The following is a 24,979-nucleotide window of genomic DNA, read 5'->3' on the forward strand; positions in this document are numbered from 1 at the left end:
TTTCCTCCCGCATGACGCGCCGCCACGCCGCCGGCTTCAGCCTGCTGGAAGCGGTGGTGACGCTGGTCATCGTGTCGCTGCTGGTGGCGGTGCTGATGCAGGCCCTGGGCCACGCGCTCAACCTGCGCACGCGGCTGCTGCGCCTGCAGGGCGAGGCACGCACCGACTTCCTGCAGGAAGCCTGGTTCCGCGAGACGGTCGGCGCCGCGCAGGCGGATCTGGACGACGCGCTGGGCACGATGGAGGGCGGCCGCGACGCGCTGTCCTATGTCACCCCGGTACCGCTGGTGGGCCAGGGCATGTCGCAGGTCCGCTGGTGGCTGGCCGGCAGCGCCGACGAGGCTTCGCTCCACTATGCCGACAACGCGACCCCCGATCTGATCGTGGTTCCCGGTCCGTTGCGGGATGCCTCGTTCTCCTATCTCGGGCGCGATGGCACATGGCGCGACAGCTGGAAACCCGAACCGGCGGACCCGGAAAGGCTGCCGCGGCTGGTGCGGTTCGAAGCCACGACCGCGCGCGGGCGCCTGTACTGGCTGGTGCCGCTGTTGTCGGATCCCATCCCGCCGGCGCTGTTGCGGTTCGACGAGGTCAACAGTGATCTCTGAGCGCCGTCGCCGCGGGCCGGCCGGGAGGGTGCCGCGCGGGTTCGTCCTGGCCATCACGCTGTGGCTGCTGGCGGGCATCGCCATCGCGGTGGCGCTGATGACCCTGTGGTCGCTGGACCAGGTGGCGCAGGCGCGCATCGGCCATGAGCGCCTGCAGGACGAGATGGCGCTGGCCGGTACCCGCGATACCCTGCTCTACCTGGCCGCGACCCGTGAATTGACCTATGCCGGATTGCCGACCTCGGTACTGGCCGAGGATCAACAGGCGGTCCGGCGGCTGGATGAAATGGGCGGCCTGATCCGGGATCCGGTCGGCGGCGAGTTGAGCCTGGACGACACCGTCTACCAGGGGCTGGAGGGCAGCCTGTTTTCCATCCAGGACGAGGCCGGGCTGATCCCGCTGGCATGGACGCGTAGCACCAGCCTGGATCGTTTCCTCCTGCAGCAGGGCATCGACGAACGGCGCTTGCCCCGTTTACGCGATGCCCTGCTGGATTATGTCGATGCCGACGACCTGAACCGGCTCAACGGCGCCGAGCGGCGCGAGTACCGGCGCGCGGGCCGCAGTGGGCCGCCCAACCGGCGCCTGCTGGTGCCCCGCGAAATCGGCAGCGTGCTCGGCTGGGAGGAATTGTCGCCCGGGCAGCTGGAAGCCATCGCCGCGCGCATCACGCCCTACTATGCCGGCGCCCTGAACCTGAACACGGTTCCGCATGATCTGCTTCCCCTGTGGCTGGCCGATTGCCCTGCAGCCTGCGATCGGCTCCTGGAGATGCGCCGGCAGGCATCCTTCCGTTCGCTGCGCGACGTGCAGGGGCGTTCAGGCGCGCTGCTGGGCGACGATGCGGGCGATTATCGCTTCGTCGCCGACGAAACCCTGCGGCTCACCCTGTGGTCGCGCACGGGCGCGGCCTGGCGAATCCATGTACGATTGACGCCCCTTGCGGACCGGCGAGGACCTTGGTCGATCCTGGCTTCCTACCCGATAGCGCGCCCAGACAACGATGAACCTGCAGAAGAAACTGGCAGCGTACTTTTTGCCGACCCGGCGGCTGATCGGCACTGAAGCGGGGCAGGTCCAGCAGGGCGGCGTGCTGGGGGGACGGCAATGGGTCGTCCCGCGGATGCATTGCCAGTACCGTCAACTGGACCTGGGCGCGATACCGGCACGCCAGCGCGAGGCGGCTGCCCGGCTTGCCGCGGCCCGCTACCTGCCCGCCCCCGAGGCCGCCTGCCACATCGCCTGGCGCCAGGGCGTGGCGCATTTCTGGATATGGACCGAGGCCCCGGCCGAGGCGCGCGCCGGCGAGCAGCAATGGCTGCCCGAAAGCCTGCTGGTACCCCTCCCGGAAACCGACGGCCCGCGCCTGCTGCGGTTGGCCGAGGGCGTCGAAGGACAGGTCTGGTCGAACCGCCAGCTCATCACCAGCCAATGGTGGCCGCAACTGCCCGGAGACGAGCCCTGGCTGCGCTTCCTGCGTTCGGCCGGCATGGAGCAGCCGCTGCCCCTGCCGCCGGCACAGGCGCACCCATGGCTGGACCAGCCCTGGGGCGAACGCCGGCGCAGCTGGCTGCCCGGCACGCCGGCGGCCCGTGAGCGCCTGGCCTGGGTCGGCGGCTGCGCGCTGCTGGCCTTCGCGCTGGGGTGGCAACTGACGGCCTGGGCGCGCTGGAACCTGGCCAGCAGCCGGCTGGTGGTTCGGCTGGAAGCCACCCGCGCCGAAGCCGCGCCCATCCTGGCCGCGCGCGAGCGCGCCGAGCAGATGCAGGCCGAGGCGCTGCATCTGCTGGAACTGCAGCAGGGCCGCAGCGATTACCGATTGATGGCGCAAGTGGCCCAAGCCCTGCCCGAAGGCACCCTCATCCATACCTGGCGTCGCGAACCCAACAAGATCACCACCGTGGTGAGCGCCAGCCAGACCGATCCGCGCAAGTACGTGGCCGCCTTCGCCGGCGTGCCCGGGCTGGCCGAAGTCACCGCCACCCCGGTGGGCGGCAGGATGCAACTCGTGTTCGCCGGCGTGGCCGGAGATGGGCAAGAAGGCGATGGCTGAGCAGGCGTGGTGGAACCGGGTCCGTTCGGAATGGCGGGCCAACCAGCGTTTGCGCCTGGCCGCCCTGGTCGCGCTGGTGATCCTGGCCGCGCATGGGCTCTCGTCGCTGGATGCACGCACCGAGGCGCATCGCAAGCGCCATGCCGACGATCTCGAATTGCAGGCGCGGCTGGAAGGATTGCGCAAGCAGGACGACTGGAGCGCACGCGCGGAAGAAGCCGCCACCCGGCTGCAGGAAATGCGGCAGCGCATGCCGGAGGTTTCCAGCGCCGGCCTGGCCCAGGCCGAACTGCAGAACTGGCTGGGCGAGCTGGCGGCGTCCAATGCGATGGCCGAGCCGCGCATCCGGGTCGAGGAAACCCTGGACGTACCCGGGCACCCGGAGATGTGGCAGGTGCTGGCGCGCCTGGACGGCCAGATCCCGCAATACGGCCAGGCCGCCTTCCTGCGCGCCGTTTCCGAGGCGCTGCCGTGGATCCAGGTCGAGCGCATCGAAATCGACGACAGCGCCCCGGCGCGCCTGAACCTGGTGGTGCGCGGCTACTATCGGCGCGCGCAGCCGCCGGCGCAGGATGCGGCGGTGCAGCCGGAGGGGGGAGGATGAAGCCGCTGTGGCGTGACGTGCTGATCGTGGTGGCGGCGCTGTTGCTGGGAGGGGGCGGCTGCCTGTTGCTGGGCGCCTCGCCGGCGGCGGTGGTGCCGACGGCCCTGGCCGAGCCGGAATGGGTCGCGCCCTCGATACGGAGTCCAGATCTGGCGGCCGAGGATGCCGTCTGGGAAGCGCGCGCTCCCTGGGGAGCGGTGCCCAAGCCGGTGGAAGCGCCCCCGCCGCCGCCCCCGCCGCCGCCGGTGCCGGTGGGCATCGTCCGCGGCGCGCACGGAGCCGAGGCCATCTTCCTGATCCACGGCAGCGGCGAGCTGCGGATCAGGATCGGGGGCCAGCTTCCCGACGGCGGGCGGCTGCTGGGCATCTCCGGCATGCAGGTCGCCTGGGTCGATGGCGAAGGGCAGCGCCACCGGCGGCGCCTGTTCCTCGATCCCATGCAACCCTCCGGGGCGGATCAGCCGCCATGAACCCGCCCCTGGCCTGCGGCGCCATGCGTCCTTCCGTATCTCCCATGCCTCACGAAACAAGAGTGGTTCCCACGATGGCAAAAAAGACCGCGCGGCATGCGCTGCCCACGGGCGTGCGCCTGTTCCTGGCCACGTCCCTGCTGGGCATGCTGGCCGCGTGCAGCAGCTTCCCCCCGCCGCAGTTGCCGCAGCCGCTGCGTGCGCCCAAGGCCGAGGCCAGCCAGGACGAGGTGCTCCTCCAGGATGAGGGCCGGCCCGGGCAGCGCCAGCGCCCGCTGGTCGAGCAGCAGCCGGCTCCCGCGCAGGCCACGCCGCCTTCGGCCACGGCCGCCGAGCCGCGCGTGCCGGAGATACCGCGCAAGAAGCCGGTCGCCCTGGTGCTGGACGCAGTGCCGCTGGAGACCTTCATCAACGTCGTGTTCGGGATGGAGCTGGACTTCGCCGTGCAGATCGACCAGAGCGTGCGTTCGCGCGCCGACGTGGTCAGCCTGCGCCTGACCGAGCCGCAGCCGCCGGCCAAGGTCTACGCCATTGCGCAGGAAGTGCTGAAGAACTACGGCGTGGAGGTCAGCGAACTGGGCGGCGTGCTGCGCTTCACCGCCGCCAGCGCGCAGGGGAGCGGGCAGATGCCGCAACTGCTGGCCACCCGCTCGCTGCCGGAAGTGCCGGCGGGGCAGCGCACCGTGTTCGTGGCCTTGCCACTGGAGGCCGCGCAGCCGGGCAGCGTGGCCGCGCAGTTGCGCAGCCTGTTCGGCAATCATTCGGTCAATTTCAGCGAAATGGTCGAGGCCAACGCGCTGCTGATCTCCGGCCCCGGCGATGCGGTCAAGGCGGCGATGGAAGCGGTGATCACGCTGGATCGCAGCGCCCTGCGCGGCAAGCGCTCGATCCGCATCAACCCGCTCTACCTGACCGCCGATCTGCTGGCCCGGGAGCTGCGCGAGGTGCTGGCCGGGCAGGGCGTGTCGGTTCGCGCCGGCCCGGGCAGCGGCGGCGCGGTGACCTTCGTGCCGGTCAACTCGGCCAACGCACTGATCGTGTTCGCCGATTCCGACGACGCCCTGGCGCTGGTGGGCGAATGGGCCACGCGCCTGGACCAGCCCAGCGACGACGGCGCCGGTGGCGGCATGTTCCTGTACCCGGCGCGGCATACCACCGTCGAGACGCTGGTCCCGGTGCTGCAGGCACTGATAGGCGCATCCGCCACCCCCGGTGGCGCGGCGGCGGGCACGGCTTCCTCCCCGGCCTCGGCGGGCAACGAGTTGGGCGGCGGCAGCCAGGCTGCTGCTGCCCGCGCCCCGGCCAACCAGGTGACCGCCATGTCCGGCCTGGGCGGGCAACTGGCGGTGGATCCGGTCCGCAACGTCATCGTCTTCCAGGGCGATGCGCAGCGCTGGCGCGCCATCCAGGGCGTGCTGGCGCGGCTGGACCAGCCTGCCCGCCAGGTGGTGATCGAGGTCACCGTGGCCGAGGTCACCCTCACCGACGAGTTCGCCAACGGCGTGGAATGGGCGCTGCAGAACATCAGCATCAACGGCGTGCGCGGGCCGCTCAACCTGCTGCAGGGCACGGCCGGCCGCACCGGGCTGGTCTGGGAAGGACTGTCGTCCTCCGGCCAGGTCAAGGCGCTGGTCAACCTGTTCGCCCGCGACAACCGGGTCTCGATCCTTTCCACGCCGCGCATCCTGGTCAAGAGCGGCGAGAGCGCCAGCATCGACGTCGGCACCGAGGTGCCGATCATCACCAGCCAGGCCACCGCGCCGGATCTGCCCAACACCGGCAGTTCCATCCTGCAGTCCATCCAGTACCGCAAGACCGGCATGCTGCTGGACATCACCGCGGTGGTGCATTCCGGCCAGCGGGTGGACCTGAAGGTGTCGCAGGAGGTCAGCGAAGCGTCCACCACCGACACCAGCGAGATCTCCTCGCCCAGCATCTTCAGCCGCAGGCTGCAGACCAGCCTGAGCCTGTCCGACGGCGAGAGCACCCTGCTGGGCGGGCTGATCTCCAGCAACCGCAGCGTCGGCAAGACCAAGGTGCCGCTGCTGGGCGACATCCCGATCCTGGGCGCGGCCTTCCACAGCCGCCGCGCCGAGAACACCCGCACCGAGCTGCTGATGCTGATCACCCCCTACGTGGTCGAGGACGCAAGCCAGACCCGCGCCATCACCGAGGCCATCCGCGCGCGTTTCGGCAGCGCCGACGGCCGTGGGCCGGAACCGGCGGCCGCGACCGGCGAGGGCGATGCCAACGCCGTGCCGGCGCCGCCCGCGCAGGGGCATCCGCCGCGGCCGGGCAATGCAAATCCCACGCCATAGAATGGCGCGAAGAAATGCGCCAACGGGGCTTGCAAAGAGTTGACGATGTTCCAACCACGCCTATATAGTCCCTTCGCATCTGGGGACTGCGCAGGGGTTGATGCATGCGCAGGTGGGTGAGGGAACTGTGGGGGACATGGCCAGTAAGGGACCTTCGCAGCCGCCTCAGCCCGGTGCCGGCGCCGGCACGTGCATGCGGAACGGCGAGTGGTGTCCAGGTGTCAGTGCAAATCCAAATTCAATCCTAAGCTTAGGAGTAACTCCCAAATGTTGAACAAGAAGGTTCTCGCCGCCGCCATCGTCGGCTCCCTGTTTGCCGCCGGCAATGCCGCGGCGGCCAATCTGTCGGCCAACCCTGTTGTGCCGGCGTACTTCGCCAAGGAAATCGTCGCCACTCCGGCTGCGCCGCGTACCCTGACCACCTCGGCCAGTGCAGCGACCCAGCTGACCTGGAACATCGGCTACAACTTCTCCCAGGATGAAGTGCGCTACGTCCGTGTCGAGTGCTCCAACAACATCCGCTTTGCCGGTGCCACGACCGTCGCCCTGAGCGACGCTGCCGCGGGCAACGTGGGTGCGGTCAATGGTCTGGGCACCAACGTCCTGACCTTCTCGATCACCTCCGTCGGCGGCCCGGGCAACAATGTGATCGGTACCGATACCCTGCTGGTCAGCGGCAACCATGCCATCACCGGTACCGACAGCAATGTCAATTGCTCGGTCGGCATGTACGATCAGCCGTCGCAGGCCCAGGCCGGCGGCAGCACGGGCCTGATCGCCAACACCAGCTTCTCGGGTCCGTACATCGTGTTTGCGCCGAGCTACGAGCTGGTTGCCGATGCCACCACGCACACCGCCAACGTCGAGGCCACGCCGTCGTTCAGCGACTTCTTGGCAGACGCCAATACCACTGTGGCCACTGCCTCCTTGGCCAACGGCTCCATCGCTTACCGTCTGCGTGATCCGGATGGTGGTGGTGCGCAGTCTGCTCCGTTCAGGGTCGATGGCACGGCGATTACGCTGGCGGATCTGTTTGCTGCCGCCACCCGCATCGAGGTTGCTGGTGACTATGCTCTGGCTGCCAACGCCGCCGCTCCGCTTTACACCGGTGCTGCCTTGGGCCGAGTCCAGCTGAATGGTGCCAACGCCAACACTCTGAATGCGACCACTGCCTCGTTCACCGTGGGCAGCACTGGCTTTGCCACTGCGGACTTTGATCTGACCCGCCGTGCTGGCGTGCTGATCCCGGCTGCTGCATACACCGCCAGCCTCCGCGTCGCTGCCGCCGATGCGACCACGTACAGCGTCACCGACATCACCGGTGTCAGCTTCGGTTCGATCGTCCGCAACGGCACCGAGCTGCAGGCTCCGCTGGTGCAGGTCCCGTCCGGCTGGCTGGCCCGCATCGCGCTGACCAACACCGGTAGTGCGGCCCGTCCGTACACCATCAGCGTGCTGACCGAGACCGGCGCCACCTTCGAGATCGCCAGCAGCAAGCTGTCCGGTACCGTCCCGGCCAATGGCACCCAGGTCATCCAGCTGTCGGATGAAGATCTGGACCTGGCCGGCGGCAGCGGCCGCCGCGGCACCCTGGTGGTCAACGTCGCCGGCCCGACCAACCAGGTGCAGGGTCTGTACCAGGTGGTCAACCCGACCAACGGCCTGATCACCAACCACGTGATGGTCCGTCCGGGCAGCAACTGATCCAGCGACACGGATTGGTTTGACGCAACATGGAAAGGCCCGCTTCGGCGGGCCTTTCTCTTGGGCGCAGCAGCTTGCGCCGTGATGGCCGGCGGATTCCCGCTTGGCCCCATATCCCGAGGCAACTCGTGGCGTCCTCTCTCCCCGGCCCAACGCAGGCGTATCCAGGCTCCCAACCGGGGAGCCATTTGGCCGTGCTCGACGGCCTGCGTGGCCTGGCCGTATTGATCGTCCTCGCCTCGCATTTCTCCAGCGCCGGCCTGTTCCCGCGCCCGGCGCTGCATGGCGTCGGCAAGAGCGGCGTCTACCTGTTCTTCGTGTTGAGCGCCTGGCTGCTGGCGCGCAACCTGTTGCGGCTGCCGGACGGCGCGCTGGCGCGGCCGCATACCTGGCTGGACTACGCGCTGCGCCGCATCCTGCGCATCTGGCCGCTCTACCTGGTGGTGCTGGTGTCGAGTTGGCTGACCCATCGCGCCGGCCATCCGGTCCTATACGCCATCGACACCGCCTCGCTATGGCGCCACCTCACCCTGCGCGAGGGCCAGAGCGTGCTGTGGAGCATCCCGGTCGAGTTCACTTTCTATCTCTGGCTGCCGCTGCTGGCCGCCGGCCTGTACCTGATGGCAAGGCGCGGCTGGTCGCCACTGGCGCAGGCGGGCGCCTTCGTGCTGGTCCTGGCGGCGGTGATGCTGGCCTGGCCGCCTTCGCAGACGATCGAGAACGACGTACGCCTGGGGCCTTACCTGGCGGTGTTCCTGTGCGGCGCGTTTGCCGCGAGGGTGGACGCATGGGCGCAACGCTCTGCTGCCCGGCCCGCGCTATGGAGCGCGGCGGGCCTGCTCGCGCTGCTGGCCTGGTGCGTGGCCATTCCCGTCCTCTGGTGCTGGCTGCTGGGCCGGCCTTTCGAGGCCACCATCACCCGCAATTGGTTCCTGTTCTTCGGCCTGCTCTGGTCGGTGCTGCTGCTGTCACTGTTGCATGGCGGGCAGGCGCTGCGCAGGGTCTTTGCCTGGAAACCGCTGCGCTGGGTCGGCCTGATCAGCTTCAGCCTCTATCTCTGGCACATGCCGGTGCTGGCGGCGATGCAGCGACTCGGCATCCCCGAACGCTTCCCGCTGCTCGCGCCCGGGTTGGTGCTGGCCGCGGCGCTGGCCGCTTCCGCGCTTTCCTGGTGGCTGTTCGAGCGGCCCCTGAGCGGCGTGCGGATCCGCGCGCGCGCGGTTGCCTGAACGGCGCCGGTACCTGCGCACCGACTGTTCCGGCCCGTTTGTTACCATGCTCGGCCCCCTTAGCCGGGCGGCATCCGCTCCGTTGGGCAGGTCGCCTGCGACAAAGACCCCAGGTGGCGCATCCTGCCGCCGGGTCGAAGGGGGCTGCATTCCGTATCTCCTGGAGTCCCCCGTGGAAAACAAAGTGGATCGCGTCGTCGCGGCCGAATTCGACAAGACCTTGGCCAATTTCAACCGCATGGCCGCCGACGCCGGTCTGAAACAGCAGGTGGCGCAGGCCCTGGAGATGTGCGTTACCGCGCTGCGCGGCGGCGGCAAGCTCCTGTTCGCCGGCAACGGCGGCAGCGCCGCCGACGCGCAGCACTGGGCGGGCGAGCTGGTCAGCCGCTTCTACTACGACCGTCCCGGGCTGGCGGCGATCGCGCTGACCACCGACAGCAGCATCCTGACGGCGATCGGCAACGACTACGGCTACGACTACGTGTTCGCCCGCCAGATCGAGGCGCTGGGCCGGCAGGGCGACGTGTTCGTCGCCATCTCCACCTCCGGCAATTCGCCCAACATCGTGCGCGCCTGCCAGGCCGCGCGCGAGCGTGGCCTCCACGTCATCGGCTTCACCGGCATGGGCGGCGGCAAGCTGGCCGGGCTGAGCGACCTGTGCTTCCGCGTGCCTTCGGACGAGACGCCCCGCATCCAGGAAGGCCACGAGTTCCTCGGCCACCTGCTGTGCGCGCTGATCGAAAGCACGCTGTTCCCCGAAGATGGCTGACGAGGCGATCGTCCTGGCGGGAGGCTTCGGTACGCGCCTGCGCAGCGTGGTGGGCGAGGTGCCCAAGCCGCTGGCGCCGGTGGCGGGCCGTCCTTTCCTGGCCTGGCTGCTGGACCGGCTGGCCGAGGCCGGGATGACCCATGTGGTACTGGCCACGGGCTATCTGGCCGAGCAGGTCGAAAGCACGCTCGGCGAGGAATGGAAAGGCATGGCCCTGAGCCATTCGGTGGAACCCGAGCCGCTCGGCACCGGGGGCGCCATCACCCTGGCGCGCGCGCGCCTGCGCGGCACCGCGGCGCACGTGCTCAACGGCGACACCTGGCTGCGCTACTCGCCGGCCGCGCTGGCCGCGCTGGTGCAGGCACACGGTGCCGGTATCGGGGTGGCGCTGGCGCAGGTGCCGGAGGTGGGCCGCTACGGCTCGGTACGGCTGGAAGGCGAGCGTATCCTCGGCTTCGACGAGAAGGGCGGCAGCGGGCCGGGCCACATCAATGCCGGTTGCTATTACTTGGCGCCGGACGTCCTGGCGGGCCTGCCCGGCGGGCGGTATTCCTTCGAGACCGACATCCTGGCGCCGCTGGCCGCCGCCGGCCGCATCGTCGGCCTCAAGGGAGGCGAGGGCTTCATCGACATCGGCGTGCCCGAGGACTACGCCCGCGCGCAGATCCTGTTCGGCGCCGGATGAACGCCTCGCCCATCCCCGCCCCCTACCTGGATCCGCAACTGCCCGCCCTGCTGGCGCGGTTGTCGGCGCCGCGGAAGGCGTTGTTCCTGGATCGCGACGGCGTGATCAACGTCGATCGCGGCTACGTGCACACGGCCGAGGAGACCGAATGGCTCCCCGGCATCTTCGAGCTGGTCGCCGGCGCGCTGGTGCGCGGCTACCTGCCCATCGTGGTCACCAACCAGGCAGGCATCGCGCGTGGCTACTACGACGAGCAGGGCTTCCTGCGCTATACGGCCTGGGTGCACGATCAATTCCGCCTGCGCGGCGCGCCGCTGGCGGCGACCTTCCATTGCCCGCACCACCCGCGGTTCGGGACAATGCGGCAATGCCCGTGCCGCAAGCCGGAACCGGGCATGTTGCTGGCGGCCAGGGATCTGTTCGCGCTGGACATGCAGGCTTCGGAGCTGCTGGGCGACAAGCCCGGCGACCTGCAGGCGGCGGCGGCGGCCGGGGTCGGCAGGCGCACGCTGGTATCGGGAGCCTTGCCCGCGCATGGCTGCCCGTAGCAATCCCCGGCAATCCAACGAAACCGGAGAACGGTAGATGCCTCCAATGGACAGGGCAAAGCGTGCAGCGTGGTGTTTCCTGCTGGCCACCGCCGCACTGGCGCTGTTTGCGTACGCGAAGGTGCAGGTGTTGCCGGGGCTGCAGGGAAGCGTGACCTTCGACGGCACGTATTACTCGCGCATCGGCCAGTTCGGCTACCAGTTCAGCGGCGACTTCGAGGAGAAGCAGGACACCGCCTTCCTGCCGTTGATGGGCGTGATGATCGAGGCGGCCCGCGACATCATTCCCGGCGACCATCAGCTGGTGGAGGTGGCGCTGCTGGGGTTCGCCATCCTGTTTGCCACCCTGCTGGGCATATACCGGCTGGTGCTTTCGCACGCCGACGCGAATGCGGCCCGGGTGGCGGTGGCGTTGTGGGCCTTGTCGCCGCTGGGCTTCTACAACTTCACCGGGTATTCGGATCCCCTGTATGCGTTGATGTGCGTGTGGGTGCTCAACTTCATCGGGGAAAAACGCTTCTGGCCGGCCAGCGTGATGGCCGGCATCGCGCTGCTGGCGCGTCCGCAGGCCGCCGTGTTGATCGCCTTCGTGCTGGTTGCCCTGCTGTGGGCGCGGCGGCTGGAATGGCGCAGGCTGCTGGCGACGACGGTGCCCCTGCAGATCGCGGTGATGGCGTTCCCCATCCTTTGCCTGGCGACTTACTACGCGGTGGCGTTCGGTGACTCGACCGTGTACGTGCATTCGCTGGAAGCCTGGCGGCGGGGCAGTTTCCATGACGGCAGCCTGTCGCTGCTGGATGCGGTGTCCTATTTCGTGTCCGCGGCATCGGCCGAAAGCCCGGTGCTGACGTCGTGGACGACCTTGTTGGCGATGCTTTCGGTGGGGATGGGCTTCGCCGTGCTGATGTTCGCGCTGAACGGTCCCAGGCTGGTGGCGGCGTTCTACGTCGCGTCGCTGGCCTTCCTGTTCCTCAGCGCCTCGTTCGACGCCATCAACGTCGCCCGCCACCTGTTCTTCATGGTGCCGTGGGCGATCCTCGCCGGCATCGCCAGTGCCCGCACCGCCAGGACGTGGTGGCACCAGGTCCTGATCCTGGCGCCGTGGCTGTTGTTCTCCGCGACCATCAACATCGCTTCGGTGGATCGCTATTACCGTGGCGTGTGGGTGTCATGAACAGGAAGCTGGTTGCGGCTGCAAACATCGTGGTCCTGACGACCTGCCTGGTCTGGGGCGTCTGGCTGCTGGCGAAGGCGCGCAGCAAGGTCGACTACCTGGCTGCGCGCATCCCGGAAGGCGTTGCGGCGTGCGCCTGGATGCTGCCAAGCGACCCGGCCGTCGCCACGCTGGGGATGAACCACGAAGCGCATCATTCCTGGACGGATCGGGCGCAGGCCTACATCGTGGTGAAGGTGCCGCCATTGCCGGCGGGCGGGCGGATGGACATCGAGGTGGTCAACCTGAAGGCGCGATCGCTGGGATTGCGCCTGCTGGGAAGCGAACGCCGCTACGCGACCACCCGGGAGGGTGCCTACAGCCTGCAACTGCCGGCCTCTCCCGAACCCGGGACAGCCACGCTTGTCCTCGACAGCGACGGCATGGCGCCGCCCGAAGGCGAGGACAGGCGCTGGCTGGGCGTGGCGATTGGCCGCATCCGCGTCTGCGCGGACTGAGGAACTGCCGCAATCCCTCCACCTCAACCCTCCCCCGCAAGCGGGGGAGGGAGCGGGAAGCAGGCGCTCGTTTCAGCAGCGCCTTCCACGCGCGCGACTTGCGCGTTCACGGCGAGCTGGAGTCGTCATTGCGCCGGCAGGCAGGCATCGCCCGGGATGGTCAGGCGATCGAGTACGGCCTTGTCGGCCTGGTTGCGGAGGACGAACAGGGTGCCCGGCTTCACCCACGGGCCGGTCGACTGCGAACCGGTGGCGCCGCCGGTGGCAAAGAGGGTGGCATCCTCGCCTTCGCCGACCCGCACCTCGACCGCCTCCGTGCCCTTGTCCGAGGCATCCCAGCTAATGCTGACGTCGGCCGGGCTGTCGCAGGAAACGCCGCCATGCGTGGCTTTCAGCAGGCCCTGTTCACCGGTGGCGGTCGCGGCCTTGCCAGCGGATGCGGTGGCTGGCGCGTCGGCGGGCGCGGTGGGAGGTTCCTCCGGCTGGCTGCACGCGGCGATGTTCAGGGCAAGCAGGATGGGGAGAAGGAGGATGCCGTGTCGGAGAATGTTCATGGCGTGGGACCGGGTTGAAGGAAGTCGGATCGTTTACAGGCTGGCAACGGTGCCTTCAAGAGCGTCCAGGACCTGTGGCAGGTGATCCTCGACGCCGATCCACAGCGGCAGCCTGGCCAGGCGGTCGCTCACGCTGCAGGTCACCGGCAGATCCCCGCTACTGCGGCCGTATTTCCGCCCCGCAGGGGAGGAATGCAGGGGGATGTAGTGGAACACAGCCTGCACGCCGCGCTCCTTCAGCAGCGAGATGAAACGGGTGCGATGCTTGAGCGAGGGCAGCAACAGGTAGTACATGTGGGCATTGTTGCCGCTGTAGGCGGGGACGACCGGCCGTCGCAACAGGCCCGAGGCCTCGTGCCTGCCGGCCCAGGCATGATATTGCTCCCATATGCCCAGGCGCCGCGAGGTGATGGTGGCGGCCTCTTCGAACTGCGCGGCAAGGAAGGCGGCGGTGATCTCGCCCGGCAGGAAGGACGAGCCGAAGTCCACCCAGGTGTACTTGTCCACCTGGCCACGGAAGAAGCGGCTGCGGTTGGTGCCCTTCTCGCGGATGATCTCGGCGCGCTCGGCGAAGGCGGCGTCGCGGCAGAGCAGGGCGCCGCCCTCGCCGGAGACGATGTTCTTGGTTTCATGGAAGCTCAGGGTGCCCAGGTCCCCGAGGGTGCCCAGCGGGCGCCCCTTGTAGCTGGACATGAGCGCCTGCGCCGCGTCCTCGACGACCTTCAGGCCGTGGCGCTCCGCGATCTCCAGGATCGGATCCATGTCGCAGGCGGCGCCGGCGTAGTGGACCACGCATATGGCCTTGGTGCGGGGCGTGATGGCCTCTTCGATGAGCCGTTCGTCGATGTTGAGGGTATCGGCGCGGATGTCGACGAATACCGGGACCGCGCCACGCAGCACGAACGCATTGGCCGTGGAGACGAAGGTGTAGGACGGCATGATCACTTCGTCGCCCGCCTCCAGATCCAGCAACAGCGCGGACATTTCCAGCGCCGCCGTGCAGGAATGGGTGAGCAGGGCGGCACTGGCCCGGGTGTTTTCCCGCAGCCACTGGTGGCATTGCCGGGTGTAGGGGCCATCGCCGGAAAGATGGCCATTGGCATGCGCCTGGGCGATGTACCACAGCTCGCGGCCAGTCATGTAGGGCTTGTTGAACGGGATCATGGGGAGTCCAGGGTCGTTGTATCCGGCTCAGCCTGCCGAACGGGAAAGGATGATGACGCCGACGACGATGACGGCGGTGCCGGCGACTTTGTAGGCGTCGAGATGTTCGCGGAACAGCCACGCAGCCAGCAGCGCCACCAGCACGAAGTTGATCGACATGAAGGGATAGGCCCGGCTCAGGGGCAGCCGGCTGATCGCCGCCATCCAGCAGAGGGAGGCGCCGAAAGCGGCGACGAAGCCCGAGATGACCCAGGGCTTCAGCAGCAGGGCCATGATGTTGCCGATGGAAAAGGGCGCGCTCACCAACTGCGGGTAGAGCGATACCTGCCACTTCAGGACGAGTTGGCCATAGACCGTCAGCAGGATGGTGGCGGCAATGAAGAAATAAGCCATGTGGAATTCCCCTGCAGGTGATTCATCCGGGAGCGGCCAGCTGCAGGCCGCGTGTCGTGGCTGGTCGCCGCGCTATGCGGTTCCCGGGGCTGGGGCGTCGTCGCGCCAGCCCCAGATGTGCCGGGGCGCCGCGCTGCCGACATTGAACAGCAGATCCAGGACGCTCACGGCATGCTCGAAGACTTCGCTGCCTTGCGGGTAGTGCGGATAGCCGGAGTAATCCTTGTATTCCAGTGCTATGCCGGCCTGCGCGAAGTGTTCCGGATCGATGTAGGCGCGTGCGGACGGGCCGGAAAGATAGTGGGTGGCGCCGGCTTTCTTCAGCAGGTCCAGCAGCCGTTCCTGCTTGCTGCCGACCGCGCCATATTCGACCGAGTCGCGGAATTCGGTGGTGATGCCGAGCATGTCCCTGGCGATCAGGCGGATGACATGCTGGTTCAGTTCCGAAAGGGAGGCCCATTCGTGCCCGAGGTAGATGTTTTCCAGGGCCTCGGCATAGTCGCGGAAATACCGCGACTTCGTGTAGGCATGGCGGATGGTGGCCCAGTGCTTGCGCTGCCAGTCGGTGCTCGCCAGCCTGACTTCGTTGATCAGGCGCTTTATGTTGCCGCCGGTGGGCACGGTCAGCCATACGGGCTTGCCGTTCGAGATGATGCGGTTGCGGGAGCGCCAGTCCTGGTACGTGAACTGGACGTCGTCGTAGAAGATGAAGGTATCGACGTCATGGATGATGTCGAAATAACCCTTCCAGGGGATGTAGCTGGATTGCAGGACGGCGACCCGTTTCTTTTCTTTCATTGTCTTCCCGTGGTCCCGTGATGCCGGGTGGCTGCCTTGACGAAGGAGTTTGCGGGCAGGGATGCGCCGTTGACGAGGGTGCTGTTGGCGCCGATGAAGCTGGAATGGCCGACGCTGACGAAGCCGCACAGCGTGGCCGCGGGACTGATGAAGGTATTGGCGCCAATGTCGTTGTCGTGGCTAATCGTCGCGTGCGGCCATACCACGCACGCATCGCCGAGCCTGCTGAAGGCATCGATGTCCGCGCTGGCCATCACCATGCAGCCTGCGCCGATTTCGGCATGGGCGCTGATTCGCGCCGATGGATGCAGCAGCCTGGGGAAATCGAAGCCGGCTTCGACCAGCCTGCGGAACAAGTCGAAGCGGAACGGCAGGTGCTTGTAGCCGATTGCCATCACCAGCCCGAAATCGGCCGCGGCGAGGCGGCTTCCCAGATCATCCATCCTGCCCAGGACGTCGGGACCGGTGTGGAAGTCATCCACGAAGCCGGCAACCTGATGGCCGCATTCCTCGGCCAAGATGCGCGACAGCGAGCCGAAGGAGGAACCGCCGATGATCAGCAGGGGTTTCTTCAATGCCGGGTTTCCCGTTCAACGAGGAACAACGGCATCGACGCGGTCTTGAAGTTGATGCGCGCGAGGTACTCGCCGAATATGCCGAGGATGAGCAGTTGCAATCCGCCCAGGAACGTCATGCCGGCCATGATGGACGCATATCCGCTCACGCCCACTCCGCCGGTGAGCTTGGCGAACAGGATGAACGCGCCCCAGGCCGCGCCCCCCATCGACGCGCCGATGCCCAGCCAGGTCGCCACGCGCAGGGGCAGGTTCGAAAAGGTCACGAAAATGTTGACCATGTGCGATACCAGCTTGCGCAGGCTGTAGCTGCTGGCGGCATGCGCGCCGGTCGCATGCGGCACCACGACGGTGGCGTATGCGTTGGTCACCCATGAGATGTAGCCGTCGATGAAGGTGAAGGGGGACTGGAAGCGCTCGAGTTCCCTGGCAACGGACTGATGGATGACGCGGAAGGAGGTGTACTCGCGATTGAGGCTGGGTATGGCGAACTTGAACAGGTTGCGTCCCAGCTCGGAAGTCGCATTGCGCCACCAGGCATGCGAACGGGTGGTGTTGACGCCATAGACCACGAGATGGCCTTCCGTGGCCTTCGCCAGCAAGGCCGGCACCGATTCCGGGGGCTGCTCCAGGTCTTCGTCGATGGTGACGATCCATTCGCCGCGCGCCCGCGAGATGCCGCACAGCGTGGCCGCGTGCTGGCCGAAATTCCGGCTGAGCCGGATGCCCCTGACGCTGTCGCCTGCAGCCGTGAGGGCTTCGATGGCCGGCCAGTTTTCCGGGCTGCCGCGATCGTCGACCAGGATGATTTCATGGCCGCCACCCAGCGGTTCGAGCACGGCCGCAAGCCGCTGGCACAGCGCGGGGATGGATTTCGCGCCCCTGTACACCGGCACGACGACGGAAACTCTTGGCAAGGGCGGTTCGACGATGGCGTCCTCCATGTTGCTGGGTGATGTCCGTGGGCGGGAGATCGAAGGCACGGACTGTCATCCCCAGGCATTGCTCAGGCCAGTGCCGCTTCCAGCTCCGGCAGCAGCGTGAACAGATCACCGACCAGCCCGATGTCGGCGATCTCGAAGATCGGCGCCTCGGCGTCCTTGTTGATCGCCACGATGGTGCCGGCGTCCTTGATCCCGGTCAGGTGCTGGATGGCGCCGGAGATGCCGACCGCCACGTACAGCTCGGGCGCGATGATCTTGCCGGTCTGGCCGACCTGCATCTCGTTGGGGCAGTAGCCGGCGTCCACCGCCGCGCGCGAGGCACCGACCGCCGCGCCGAGCTTGTCGGCCAGCGCGTAGACGATGGCGAAGTTCTCCGCCGAGCCGACGCCGCGGCCGCCGGAGACCACGCGGCGCGCGCTCTGCAGGTCGGGACGATCCGAGCTGCCGGCGGCCAGGCCCACGTAGCGGGTGTGGGTGGGCAGCGCGGCATCGACGCTGGCCGCCTCGATCGCCGCATTGCCGCCCTGCGCCGCTTCCGGCCAGGAGGCGGTGCGCACGGTAGCCACGACCACCTGGCCGGCCGGCGCCTGCACGGTGACGACGGCATTGCCGGCGTAGATCGGGCGCTTGAAGGTGTGCTCGCCTTCCACTGCCATCAGGTCGGAGACCTGGTTGACGCCGAGCAGGGCGGCCACGCAGGGCAGCAGATCCTTGCCGAAGGTGGTGGAGGGCGCGAAGACGTGGCTGTAGCCGGCGGCGAGCGCGGCCACCTGCGGCGCCAGCACCTGCGCGACGGCGTGGACGTTGGCCGCGTTGGCGACGGTCAGCACGCGGGTGACGCCGGCGATCCGCGCGGCCTGCGCGGCGACGGTGGCCGGGTCGGCAGCCAGCACGGCCACGTCAATGGCTTCCGGATTCAGCGCGGCGGCGGCGCTGACGGTCTTGGCGGTGGAACTGTTGAGCTTGCCGTCGAGGTGTTCGGCGATGACGAGGACTTTGGACATTGCGGTTCCCTTGTTTTCAATGCGCGGCGCTGCGGAAGCGGCCGGCGCGGAAAGTCACTGGTCCCCGCCTGAGCGGGGATGAGGAGCGGTTACAGCAATCCCTTGGCCTTGAGGGCGGCGACCAACTCGGCCGCGTCCTTGACCATGACGCCCTTGCTGCGCTTGGCCGGTGGGGCATGGTGGGTGGTGGCCAGCGTGTCGGCGGACTCGACGCCCAGATCGGCCAGCGGCAGCGTCTCCAGCGGCTTGCTCTTGGCCTTCATGATGTCCGGCAGCTTGATGAAGCGCGGCTCGTTCAGGCGCAGATCGGTGGTGACCACCGCCGGCAGGTCCACTTCCAGCGTCTCCAGGCCGGCGTCGACCTCACGGGTGACGGTGGCCTTGCCGCCTTCCACCACCAGCTTGCTGGCGAAGGTGGCCTGCGGGCGACCCCACAGCGTGGCCAGCATCTGCCCGGTCTGGTTGGCGTCGTCGTCGATGGCCTGCTTGCCGAGGATGACCAGGTCCGGCTGCTCCTTCTCCACCAGCTTGAGCAGGATGCGCGCGGCGGTCAGCGGCTGCACGGCGGCGTCGGTGACCACGTGCAGGGCGCGGTTGGCGCCCATCGCCAGGCCGTTGCGCAGGTGCGGCTGGGCGTCGGCCGGGGCGATGGTGGCGACCACCACCTCGGTGGCGATGCCCTTGTCGCGCAGGCGCAGGGCCTCCTCCAGCGCGATCTCGTCGAACGGATTGGCCGACAGCTTGACGCCGTCGGTGACCACGCCGGAACCGTCCGGCTTGACCTGGATGCGGACGTTGTAGTCCACCACGCGCTTGTAGGCGACCAGAATCTTCATCCTGTGGGATTTCCTTGAATGCTACGGAGTGGCCCGGCCGCGACGGCTGACCGAGGGCAGGGGGCCGATTTTAACCGCGGCCCGGCGACCGTGCGAGCAGGTATGTTGCGGCGCTGCGGGTTCGTTGCGCGCAAACGCGGCGCGGGACGAAGCAGGGCGCGGGCTTCCATTGCCCGAAAGTACCGGTGTGGGCCGTCGGCAGCGCCGGTTAGACTTGTGCGGTTCAATCCCGATTTGGAGTGGTCATGGCAGAAGCCGTTGCATCCGCGCCGCCGCAGGGCCGCGCGCCAGACAAGCTCTTTCCCGACGCCCGCGCGGCCCTGCAGGGCGTCGTCGCCGACGGCCAGACCCTGGCGGTCGGCGGTTTCGGCCTGTGCGGCATCCCCGAGGCGCTGATCGAGGCGCTGCGCGACTCCGGCGCCAAGGGGCTGACCGCCATCTCCAACAACGCCGGCGTGGACGGCTTCGGCCTGGGGCTGCTGCTGGAGACCCGCCAGATCCGCAAGATGATTTCTTCCTACGTGGGCGAGAACAAGGAGTTCGAGCGGCAGTTCCTGTCCGGCGAGCTGGAGCTGGAGTTCAACCCGCAGGGCACCCTGGCCGAGCGCCTGCGCGCCGGCGGGGCGGGCATCCCGGCGTTCTTCACCCGCACCGGCTACGGCACGGTGGTGGCCGAGGGCAAGGAGACGCGCCAGTTCGGCGAGCACTGGTACGTGATGGAGACCGCGCTGGTGGCCGACGTGGCGCTGGTCAAGGCGTGGAAGGCCGACAAGGCCGGCAACCTGGTGTTCCGCAAGACCGCGCGCAACTTCAACCCGGCCTGCGCGATGGCCGGCAAGGTCTGCATCGCCGAGGTGGAGGAAGTGGTGGAGATCGGCGCCATCGACCCCGACCACGTGCACCTGCCGGGCATCTACGTGGACCGCATCGTCCACAACCCCGCGCCCGAGAAGCGCATCGAGCAGCGCACCATCCGCCAAGGAGACAAGTGATGCCCTGGACCCGCGATGAAATGGCCCAGCGCGCCGCGCGCGAGCTGACCGACGGCGCCTACGTCAACCTCGGCATCGGCCTGCCGACGCTGGTGGCCAACCACATCCCCGACGGCATCGACGTGTGGCTGCAGTCCGAGAACGGCCTGCTCGGCATCGGCCCGTTCCCCACCGACGACGAGGTCGACGCCGACCTCATCAACGCCGGCAAGCAGACCGTCACCGCGCGCGCCGGCGCCAGCTATTTCGGCAGCCACGACTCCTTCGCGATGATCCGCGGCGGCCACATCGACCTGGCGGTGCTGGGCGCCATGCAGGTCACCGACACCGGCGACCTGGCCAACTGGATGGTGCCCGGCAAGATGGTCAAGGGCATGGGCGGGGCGATGGACCTGGTGGCCGGCGTCCGCCGCATCGTCGTGCTGATGGAGCACGTGGCGAAGGATGGCAGCCACAAGATCCTGCCCAAGTGCGACCTGCCGCTGACCGGGGTCGGCGTGGTGAACCGCATCATCACCGACCTGGCGGTGTTCGACGTCACCCCGGAGGGGCTGAAGCTGGTGGAGATGGCCGAAGGGGTGCAAGAGGACGAGCTTCGCAGCAAGACCGGGGTGCCGTTCATGAAATGAGCCGCGCCAGCGCCGGCGGGCCTTCGCCGGCGCCCAGGGCGCGGGCATATGGCTTAAGCCGCGCTGACCCCGGGAATCGACCGGCGTCGGAAATCGGGATCGCTGCTTGGCGGCGGGCGAGGCGGCTGCGCTATAGTGCCCAATCCAGGGACTTTTGACCGGACCATCACCGAGGTGCTCATGAAACTTCGCATTGGCGGCGTCTGCGCGTCGCTCATCCTTCTGGTCGGCTGCCAGGGTGGCGACACGGGAAGCCAGGCTGCCGCTTCCGCCCACATCGACAACCGCCCACTCGCAGCGGCCGTCGATGCCAGCCTTTCCCTGCAGCGCCAGGGTGCCTCGGTGGCCAACGCGCCGGACCGTGGCGCGCTGGTCAGCTACAAGAACGACGGCAAGCCGGCCAAGCGCGAGGGCGCCTATACCTGGTACCCGATCGCGATCAGCGAGGCGCACGCCCTCAAGGCGGTGGTCGGCGGCGAGATGATCGTGCCGGCGCCCGATGGCAGCCAGGTCAAGCTGCGCTACGAGCGCCATGAGGAACATCCCGATGGCAACTGGACCTGGGTCGGCCGCGTGGAAGGCGGCGATCCCAACCAGGAGGCCATCCTGACCTTCGGCGAAAGGGCGGTCTATGGCTCCATCCCGCAGGCCAGCGGCCCGGCGTTGAACCTGGAAACCCGCGGCGGCGTGCTGTGGGCGGTGCAGACCGACCCGAGCAAGGTGCGCAATCCCAACACCGCCGAGACCGACATCATGCTGCCGCCGGCGCGCGCGCTGCGCGAGTCGGTGGCCGCGCAGGCATCGAACGCCGCGATGGCTTCCGGCGCGGTCATGCAGTCGGCGGTCATGGCCGCCGCCGCTCCGCACGGCGGCAATACCATTGATCTGGCGATCGGCTACACGCCGGCCTTCGCCGCCGCCCAGGGCGGTGCGTCGGCGGCGGTGACCCGCCTGACCTTCCTGGTCCAGGTCGGCAACCAGGCCTTCGGCAACAGCCAGATCGACGGTTACCTGCGCCTGGTGAAGGCGGTGGAGGTCAATTACGCCGACAACACCAAGAATACCGATGCCCTGGCCCAGCTCACCGGCCACAACGGAACCTCGGCGGTCGCCGTGCCGGCCTCGCTGGTGCCGCTGCGCACCGCGCGAGACGAGAGCGGTGCCGACGTCGCCGTGCTGGTCCGCAAGTTCAACACCCCGGAGAACGACGGCTGCGGCGTGGCCTGGCTCAACGGCGCCGACCAGACGGCGATCAATCCGGCCACCGATGCCGCCTTCGGCTATGCGGTGGTCAGCGACGGCAGTGACCAGGGCACGGACGGCAACAACTATTTCTGTGCCCTCGAGACCCTGGTGCACGAAGTCGGCCACGTGATGGGTTCGGCGCATGATCGCGACAACGCCAAGAAGAGCAACGGCGACCTGCAGTACGGCCGCTATGCCTACTCCTTCGGCATGAAGACCGATTCGGCCAACGGCAACTTCTACACGGTGATGGCCTACGGCGCCACCGGGCAGACCGGCTACCGGGTGTTCTCCAACCCGAACATCACCTTCTGCGGCGGGCGCGCCTGCGGCGTCGCCAACCAGACCGACAACGCGCGCAGCCTGAACCAGACGATTCCGGTGGTGGCGCAGTTCAGGGCGACGGTGGTGCCGTTCGTCAACAACCTGCGCAACGATTACGACGGTGACGGAAAGTCGGACGTGTTCTGGCGCAATAGCGCGAATGGGCAGAACATCATCTGGAAGGCAGCCAACCACAACCTGAGCGGCTATGCCGCGACGGTGGCCGATCAGCAGTGGAAGGCGGTTGCTTCCGGAGATTTCAACGGCGACGGCAAGTCGGATATTTTCTGGCGCAACTCGGCGACCGGGCAGAACATCCTGTGGCCTTCCGGCAGTGCCGCGGAACTCCAGTGGCTGCTGTCCGTGACGGACTTGAACTGGCGGATAGCCGGTGTTGGAGATTTTAACGGAGATGGCAAGGCGGACATCTTCTGGCAACACGCGACCTCGGGCCAGAACCTGATCTGGTGGGCCGGTAACGCGTTGCAACAGTCGGCAGGCGCCACGGTCTCCACGGCCTGGCGCGTGGTGGGCACCGGGGATTTCACCGGTGACGGCAAGGACGACCTGTTCTGGAGGAATTCCAGCACCGGTGAAAACATCATCTGGCAGTCGGGCGTAAGCACGAACTATCTGGTGCAGACCACGATTCCCAATCAGGCCTGGCAAGTGGCGGCGACGGGGGATTTCAATGGCGACGGGAAGGCGGATGTCTTCTGGTCGAACTCCGCGACCGGCGAAACGGTGACCTGGCACTCGGGAAGCCATGCAGGTTCGAGCGCCGATCTGCGGGTTTCGGCGGGTTGGCGGGTGGTCGCCGCGGGCGACTACAATGGCGATGCGCGTTTCGACCTTTTCTGGTTCAACCAGACGACTGGTCAATCGATCATCTGGTGGTCGGGCAAATCCGCGAACAGCACCTTGAACATCGCCGTTCTCGGCAACTGGTCGCCGGTTCTGTAAGCCCCCGGCAGTGTCTCACCGCCTCAAGAATGCGAGGCGGTGGGTTCCGGCGAACCACGCGTCGAATGATGCCGATGGAACAATCGACACGAGCGAGGGCGCCGAAGAGGCGCCCTCGCTTTTTCGTCATCCGGCCCGACCTGGATGCCTGACGGCTACCCGACAGCCCGGTTGCCGGAGCTGAAGCCGCCCGCAGGCTCATTGCCTCCGGCCTGATCCTCGAAGCGGGTCCGCAGGGATCAAAGGTTCTGGTAATTCGGCCCCGCGCCGCCTTCCGGCGTGACCCAGGTGATGATCTCGTAGGGATCCTTGATGTCGCAGGTCTTGCAGTGGACGCAGTTGGCGGCGTTGATCTGCAGGCGGCGGCCTTCGGCGGCGTCGACTATTTCGTAGACGCCGGCCGGGCAGAAGCGGGTGCAGGGGTTATCGTATTCGACGCTGCAGCGCTCGATGCAGATGTTGGTGTCGGCGACCTTGAGGTGGGCCGGCTGGTCCTCGTCGTGCTCGGTGGCGGCGTAGTAGACGCCCTGCAGGCGGTCGCGCGGGGCCAGCGTGCGCTCGACGTAGTCGCGCCGGGGCTGTTCGTGCTCGCCGACCTTGTCCAGCGAGGACCAGTCGGGCGTCATCTTCAGCGTCCACGGCGAGCGGCCGCCGACGGCGGTTTCCCAGGCGCCGTTGAGCAGGCCGAACCACAGGCCCTTCTTGAAGCCGGGCTTGACGTTGCGGACCTGCCTGAGCTCGGCCATCGCGTCGGAGGCGCGAAGTTTCGCATCGAAGCCGGCCGGATCCAGCGCATTGGCCGCCAGGTGTTCGGCGGCGAGCATGGCGCTGCGGATGGCCTGGTGGGTGCCCTTGATCTTGGGCACGTTGAGCAGGCCGGCAGTGTCGCCGATCAGCAGCGCGCCGGGCATCTCCACCTTCGGCAGCGACTGCCAGCCACCGGTGACGATGGCGCGGGCGCCGGCCGACAGGATGCTGCCGCCTTCCAGCAGCGGCTTGATCAGCGGGTGGTTCTTCCATTGCTGGAAGGCCTCCCACGGCTTGTAGTGCGGATCCGCGTAGTCCAGCCCGCTGACGTAGCCCAGCGCGACCTGGTTGTTGTCCAGGTGGTAGAGGAAGCTGCCGCCGTAGGTCTTGTTGTCGGCCGGCCAGCCCAGCGTGTGCACGATCTTGCCGGGCGACACGCGCCCTTCCGGCACCTGCCACAGTTCCTTGATGCCGATCGAATAGGCTTGCGGGTCGCTGCCGGCGTCGAGCGCGAAGCGCTTGACCAGGCGCTTGGTCAGGTGGCCGCGCGCGCCCTCGGCCAGCACGGTGACCCTGGCGTGGATGTCGATGCCGGCGGTGTAGCCGGGCTTGTGGGTGCCGTCCCTGGCCACGCCCATGTCGCCGATGCGCACGCCGATGACCTTGCCGTCGGCGTCGTGCAGCGTTTCGGCGGCGGCGAAGCCGGGATAGATCTCCACGCCCAGCGCCTCGGCCTGCGGTGCCAGCCAGGCGCACATCGCGCCGAGGCTGACGATGTAGTTGCCGTGGTTGCGCATGCCCGGCGGCACGATCGGGAACTTGCGCCCGCCGTTCCTGCTGAAGTACCACAGCTCGTCCTCGCGGGCCGGCACGCAGATTGGCGGCGGGTTGTCGCGCCAGCCGGGCAGCAGCGCGTCGAGCGGGCCGGGTTCGATCACCGCGCCGGACAGGATCTGCGCGCCGACCGTGCTGGCCTTCTCGATCACGCAGACGCTGAGCTTGGGATTGATCTGCTTCAGGCGGATGGCGAAGGCCAGGCCGGCCGGTCCGGCGCCGACGGTGACGACGTCGTACTCCATGACGTCCCGTTCGACGGGGGCATGTTCGGCATCGGTCATCGCGGGATTCCTTGGCTGGCTTTGGGCTGCGGC

At 68.0% G+C, this 24,979-nt stretch carries 25 protein-coding genes; 16 read left to right on the forward strand and 9 right to left on the reverse strand.

Annotation, left to right across the window (positions count from 1 at the left end):
• Positions 1–11: 11 nt before the first annotated feature.
• The 13 genes from AAG688_RS04270 to AAG688_RS04330 all read left to right on the forward strand — a co-directional run bounded on the left by AAG688_RS04270 (position 12) and on the right by AAG688_RS04330 (position 12,660).
• Positions 12–608 carry a type II secretion system protein gene (locus AAG688_RS04270; protein WP_411834117.1) on the forward strand — a complete coding sequence of 199 codons (597 nt, stop codon included), beginning with the start codon at positions 12–14 and terminating at the stop codon, positions 606–608.
• Positions 598–1,674: a hypothetical protein gene (locus AAG688_RS04275; RefSeq protein WP_411834118.1), complete on the forward strand. Its 1,077-nt coding sequence runs from the start codon at positions 598–600 to the stop codon at positions 1,672–1,674. The genes AAG688_RS04270 and AAG688_RS04275 overlap by 11 nt, the downstream gene beginning before the upstream one ends.
• Complete coding sequence (locus AAG688_RS04280) at positions 1,613–2,662, forward strand: hypothetical protein (protein WP_411834120.1); 1,050 nt, start codon at positions 1,613–1,615, stop codon at positions 2,660–2,662. Before AAG688_RS04275 ends, AAG688_RS04280 begins: the two co-directional genes overlap by 62 nt.
• Positions 2,655–3,266, forward strand: coding sequence for a hypothetical protein (locus AAG688_RS04285; protein ID WP_411834121.1), 612 nt, complete (start codon positions 2,655–2,657; stop codon positions 3,264–3,266). Before AAG688_RS04280 ends, AAG688_RS04285 begins: the two co-directional genes overlap by 8 nt.
• Positions 3,263–3,736, forward strand: a complete 474-nt coding sequence (locus tag AAG688_RS04290) for a hypothetical protein (RefSeq protein WP_411834122.1) — start codon at positions 3,263–3,265, stop codon at positions 3,734–3,736. The genes AAG688_RS04285 and AAG688_RS04290 overlap by 4 nt, the downstream gene beginning before the upstream one ends.
• A 74-nt stretch (positions 3,737–3,810) precedes the next feature.
• On the forward strand, positions 3,811–6,054 hold the full coding sequence (locus AAG688_RS04295; protein WP_411834124.1) for a type II secretion system protein GspD: 2,244 nt from the start codon (positions 3,811–3,813) through the stop codon (positions 6,052–6,054).
• Between the two features lie 267 nt (positions 6,055–6,321).
• Complete coding sequence (locus AAG688_RS04300; RefSeq protein ID WP_411834125.1) at positions 6,322–7,758, forward strand: hypothetical protein; 1,437 nt, start codon at positions 6,322–6,324, stop codon at positions 7,756–7,758.
• Positions 7,759–7,952: 194 nt separating this feature from the next.
• Positions 7,953–8,987: an acyltransferase family protein gene (locus tag AAG688_RS04305; RefSeq protein ID WP_411834126.1), complete on the forward strand. Its 1,035-nt coding sequence runs from the start codon at positions 7,953–7,955 to the stop codon at positions 8,985–8,987.
• 172 nt (positions 8,988–9,159) lie between these two features.
• Positions 9,160–9,756: an SIS domain-containing protein gene (locus AAG688_RS04310; protein WP_411834127.1), complete on the forward strand. Its 597-nt coding sequence runs from the start codon at positions 9,160–9,162 to the stop codon at positions 9,754–9,756.
• On the forward strand, positions 9,749–10,441 hold the full coding sequence (locus AAG688_RS04315) for a nucleotidyltransferase family protein (RefSeq protein WP_411834129.1): 693 nt from the start codon (positions 9,749–9,751) through the stop codon (positions 10,439–10,441). The genes AAG688_RS04310 and AAG688_RS04315 overlap by 8 nt, the downstream gene beginning before the upstream one ends.
• Positions 10,438–10,989: an HAD family hydrolase gene (locus tag AAG688_RS04320; protein ID WP_411834130.1), complete on the forward strand. Its 552-nt coding sequence runs from the start codon at positions 10,438–10,440 to the stop codon at positions 10,987–10,989. Before AAG688_RS04315 ends, AAG688_RS04320 begins: the two co-directional genes overlap by 4 nt.
• Positions 10,990–11,035: 46 nt before the next feature.
• Positions 11,036–12,163: a hypothetical protein gene (locus AAG688_RS04325; RefSeq protein WP_411834131.1), complete on the forward strand. Its 1,128-nt coding sequence runs from the start codon at positions 11,036–11,038 to the stop codon at positions 12,161–12,163.
• Positions 12,160–12,660 (forward strand): hypothetical protein, encoded by a 501-nt coding sequence (locus AAG688_RS04330; protein ID WP_411834132.1) that lies wholly within the window; start codon positions 12,160–12,162, stop codon positions 12,658–12,660. The genes AAG688_RS04325 and AAG688_RS04330 overlap by 4 nt, the downstream gene beginning before the upstream one ends.
• 125 nt (positions 12,661–12,785) lie before the next feature.
• Here the strand turns inward: AAG688_RS04330 and AAG688_RS04335 are convergent, their stop codons facing one another.
• The 8 genes from AAG688_RS04335 to AAG688_RS04370 form a co-directional block, all read right to left on the reverse strand.
• Complete coding sequence (locus tag AAG688_RS04335) at positions 12,786–13,214, reverse strand: hypothetical protein (protein WP_411834133.1); 429 nt, start codon at positions 13,212–13,214, stop codon at positions 12,786–12,788.
• 33 nt (positions 13,215–13,247) lie between these two features.
• On the reverse strand, positions 13,248–14,378 hold the full coding sequence (gene rffA, locus AAG688_RS04340) for a dTDP-4-amino-4,6-dideoxygalactose transaminase (RefSeq protein WP_411834134.1): 1,131 nt from the start codon (positions 14,376–14,378) through the stop codon (positions 13,248–13,250).
• A 27-nt stretch (positions 14,379–14,405) separates the two neighbouring features.
• Complete coding sequence (locus AAG688_RS04345; protein WP_411834135.1) at positions 14,406–14,771, reverse strand: EamA family transporter; 366 nt, start codon at positions 14,769–14,771, stop codon at positions 14,406–14,408.
• Between the two features lie 72 nt (positions 14,772–14,843).
• Complete coding sequence (locus tag AAG688_RS04350; protein ID WP_411834136.1) at positions 14,844–15,569, reverse strand: WbqC family protein; 726 nt, start codon at positions 15,567–15,569, stop codon at positions 14,844–14,846.
• Complete coding sequence (locus AAG688_RS04355; protein ID WP_411834137.1) at positions 15,566–16,144, reverse strand: hypothetical protein; 579 nt, start codon at positions 16,142–16,144, stop codon at positions 15,566–15,568. The genes AAG688_RS04350 and AAG688_RS04355 overlap by 4 nt, the downstream gene beginning before the upstream one ends.
• On the reverse strand, positions 16,141–17,088 hold the full coding sequence (locus tag AAG688_RS04360; RefSeq protein ID WP_411834138.1) for a glycosyltransferase family 2 protein: 948 nt from the start codon (positions 17,086–17,088) through the stop codon (positions 16,141–16,143). The genes AAG688_RS04355 and AAG688_RS04360 overlap by 4 nt, the downstream gene beginning before the upstream one ends.
• Positions 17,089–17,150: 62 nt before the next feature.
• The gene (locus AAG688_RS04365; RefSeq protein WP_411834139.1) at positions 17,151–18,092 is read right to left on the reverse strand and encodes an electron transfer flavoprotein subunit alpha/FixB family protein; all 942 of its coding nucleotides are present in this window, start codon (positions 18,090–18,092) and stop codon (positions 17,151–17,153) included.
• Positions 18,093–18,181: 89 nt separating this feature from the next.
• Entirely contained in the window at positions 18,182–18,928 is a 747-nt protein-coding gene (locus AAG688_RS04370; RefSeq protein WP_411834140.1) for an electron transfer flavoprotein subunit beta/FixA family protein, read from the reverse strand.
• Between the two features lie 245 nt (positions 18,929–19,173).
• Between AAG688_RS04370 and AAG688_RS04375 the strand changes: the two genes are divergently transcribed.
• The 3 genes from AAG688_RS04375 to AAG688_RS04385 all read left to right on the forward strand — a co-directional run bounded on the left by AAG688_RS04375 (position 19,174) and on the right by AAG688_RS04385 (position 23,081).
• A complete protein-coding gene (locus AAG688_RS04375) occupies positions 19,174–19,920 on the forward strand; it encodes a CoA transferase subunit A (protein ID WP_411834141.1) in 747 nt (248 codons plus the stop codon).
• A complete protein-coding gene (locus AAG688_RS04380) occupies positions 19,920–20,549 on the forward strand; it encodes a CoA transferase subunit B (RefSeq protein WP_411834142.1) in 630 nt (209 codons plus the stop codon). The genes AAG688_RS04375 and AAG688_RS04380 overlap by 1 nt, the downstream gene beginning before the upstream one ends.
• 180 nt (positions 20,550–20,729) lie before the next feature.
• On the forward strand, positions 20,730–23,081 hold the full coding sequence (locus tag AAG688_RS04385) for an FG-GAP-like repeat-containing protein (protein WP_411834143.1): 2,352 nt from the start codon (positions 20,730–20,732) through the stop codon (positions 23,079–23,081).
• 239 nt (positions 23,082–23,320) lie between these two features.
• On the opposite strand, the gene AAG688_RS04390 is transcribed toward AAG688_RS04385, so the two are convergent.
• A complete protein-coding gene (locus AAG688_RS04390; RefSeq protein ID WP_411834144.1) occupies positions 23,321–24,946 on the reverse strand; it encodes a 4Fe-4S dicluster domain-containing protein in 1,626 nt (541 codons plus the stop codon).
• Positions 24,947–24,979: the final 33 nt, after the last annotated feature.

Source organism: Pseudoxanthomonas mexicana (assembly GCF_046736355.1).
Classification (GTDB): Bacteria; Pseudomonadota; Gammaproteobacteria; order Xanthomonadales; family Xanthomonadaceae; genus Pseudoxanthomonas_A; species Pseudoxanthomonas_A mexicana_B.

Excerpts from the sequence above, each read along its gene's own strand:
- AAG688_RS04270 (WP_411834117.1), top strand. The coding sequence starts at position 12 with ATGACGCGCCGCCACGCCGCCGGCTTCAGCCTGCTGGAAGCGGTGGTG.
- AAG688_RS04280 (WP_411834120.1), top strand. The coding sequence starts at position 1,613 with ATGAACCTGCAGAAGAAACTGGCAGCGTACTTTTTGCCGACCCGGCGG.
- AAG688_RS04285 (WP_411834121.1), top strand. The coding sequence starts at position 2,655 with ATGGCTGAGCAGGCGTGGTGGAACCGGGTCCGTTCGGAATGGCGGGCC.
- AAG688_RS04290 (WP_411834122.1), top strand. The coding sequence starts at position 3,263 with ATGAAGCCGCTGTGGCGTGACGTGCTGATCGTGGTGGCGGCGCTGTTG.
- AAG688_RS04295 (WP_411834124.1), top strand. The coding sequence starts at position 3,811 with ATGGCAAAAAAGACCGCGCGGCATGCGCTGCCCACGGGCGTGCGCCTG.
- AAG688_RS04300 (WP_411834125.1), top strand. The coding sequence starts at position 6,322 with ATGTTGAACAAGAAGGTTCTCGCCGCCGCCATCGTCGGCTCCCTGTTT.
- AAG688_RS04315 (WP_411834129.1), top strand. The coding sequence starts at position 9,749 with ATGGCTGACGAGGCGATCGTCCTGGCGGGAGGCTTCGGTACGCGCCTG.
- AAG688_RS04320 (WP_411834130.1), top strand. The coding sequence starts at position 10,438 with ATGAACGCCTCGCCCATCCCCGCCCCCTACCTGGATCCGCAACTGCCC.
- AAG688_RS04325 (WP_411834131.1), top strand. The coding sequence starts at position 11,036 with ATGGACAGGGCAAAGCGTGCAGCGTGGTGTTTCCTGCTGGCCACCGCC.
- AAG688_RS04330 (WP_411834132.1), top strand. The coding sequence starts at position 12,160 with ATGAACAGGAAGCTGGTTGCGGCTGCAAACATCGTGGTCCTGACGACC.
- AAG688_RS04335 (WP_411834133.1), bottom strand. The coding sequence starts at position 13,214 with ATGAACATTCTCCGACACGGCATCCTCCTTCTCCCCATCCTGCTTGCC.
- rffA (WP_411834134.1), bottom strand. The coding sequence starts at position 14,378 with ATGATCCCGTTCAACAAGCCCTACATGACTGGCCGCGAGCTGTGGTAC.
- AAG688_RS04345 (WP_411834135.1), bottom strand. The coding sequence starts at position 14,771 with ATGGCTTATTTCTTCATTGCCGCCACCATCCTGCTGACGGTCTATGGC.
- AAG688_RS04350 (WP_411834136.1), bottom strand. The coding sequence starts at position 15,569 with ATGAAAGAAAAGAAACGGGTCGCCGTCCTGCAATCCAGCTACATCCCC.
- AAG688_RS04360 (WP_411834138.1), bottom strand. The coding sequence starts at position 17,088 with ATGGAGGACGCCATCGTCGAACCGCCCTTGCCAAGAGTTTCCGTCGTC.
- AAG688_RS04365 (WP_411834139.1), bottom strand. The coding sequence starts at position 18,092 with ATGTCCAAAGTCCTCGTCATCGCCGAACACCTCGACGGCAAGCTCAAC.
- AAG688_RS04370 (WP_411834140.1), bottom strand. The coding sequence starts at position 18,928 with ATGAAGATTCTGGTCGCCTACAAGCGCGTGGTGGACTACAACGTCCGC.
- AAG688_RS04375 (WP_411834141.1), top strand. The coding sequence starts at position 19,174 with ATGGCAGAAGCCGTTGCATCCGCGCCGCCGCAGGGCCGCGCGCCAGAC.
- AAG688_RS04380 (WP_411834142.1), top strand. The coding sequence starts at position 19,920 with ATGCCCTGGACCCGCGATGAAATGGCCCAGCGCGCCGCGCGCGAGCTG.
- AAG688_RS04385 (WP_411834143.1), top strand. The coding sequence starts at position 20,730 with ATGAAACTTCGCATTGGCGGCGTCTGCGCGTCGCTCATCCTTCTGGTC.
- AAG688_RS04390 (WP_411834144.1), bottom strand. The coding sequence starts at position 24,946 with ATGACCGATGCCGAACATGCCCCCGTCGAACGGGACGTCATGGAGTAC.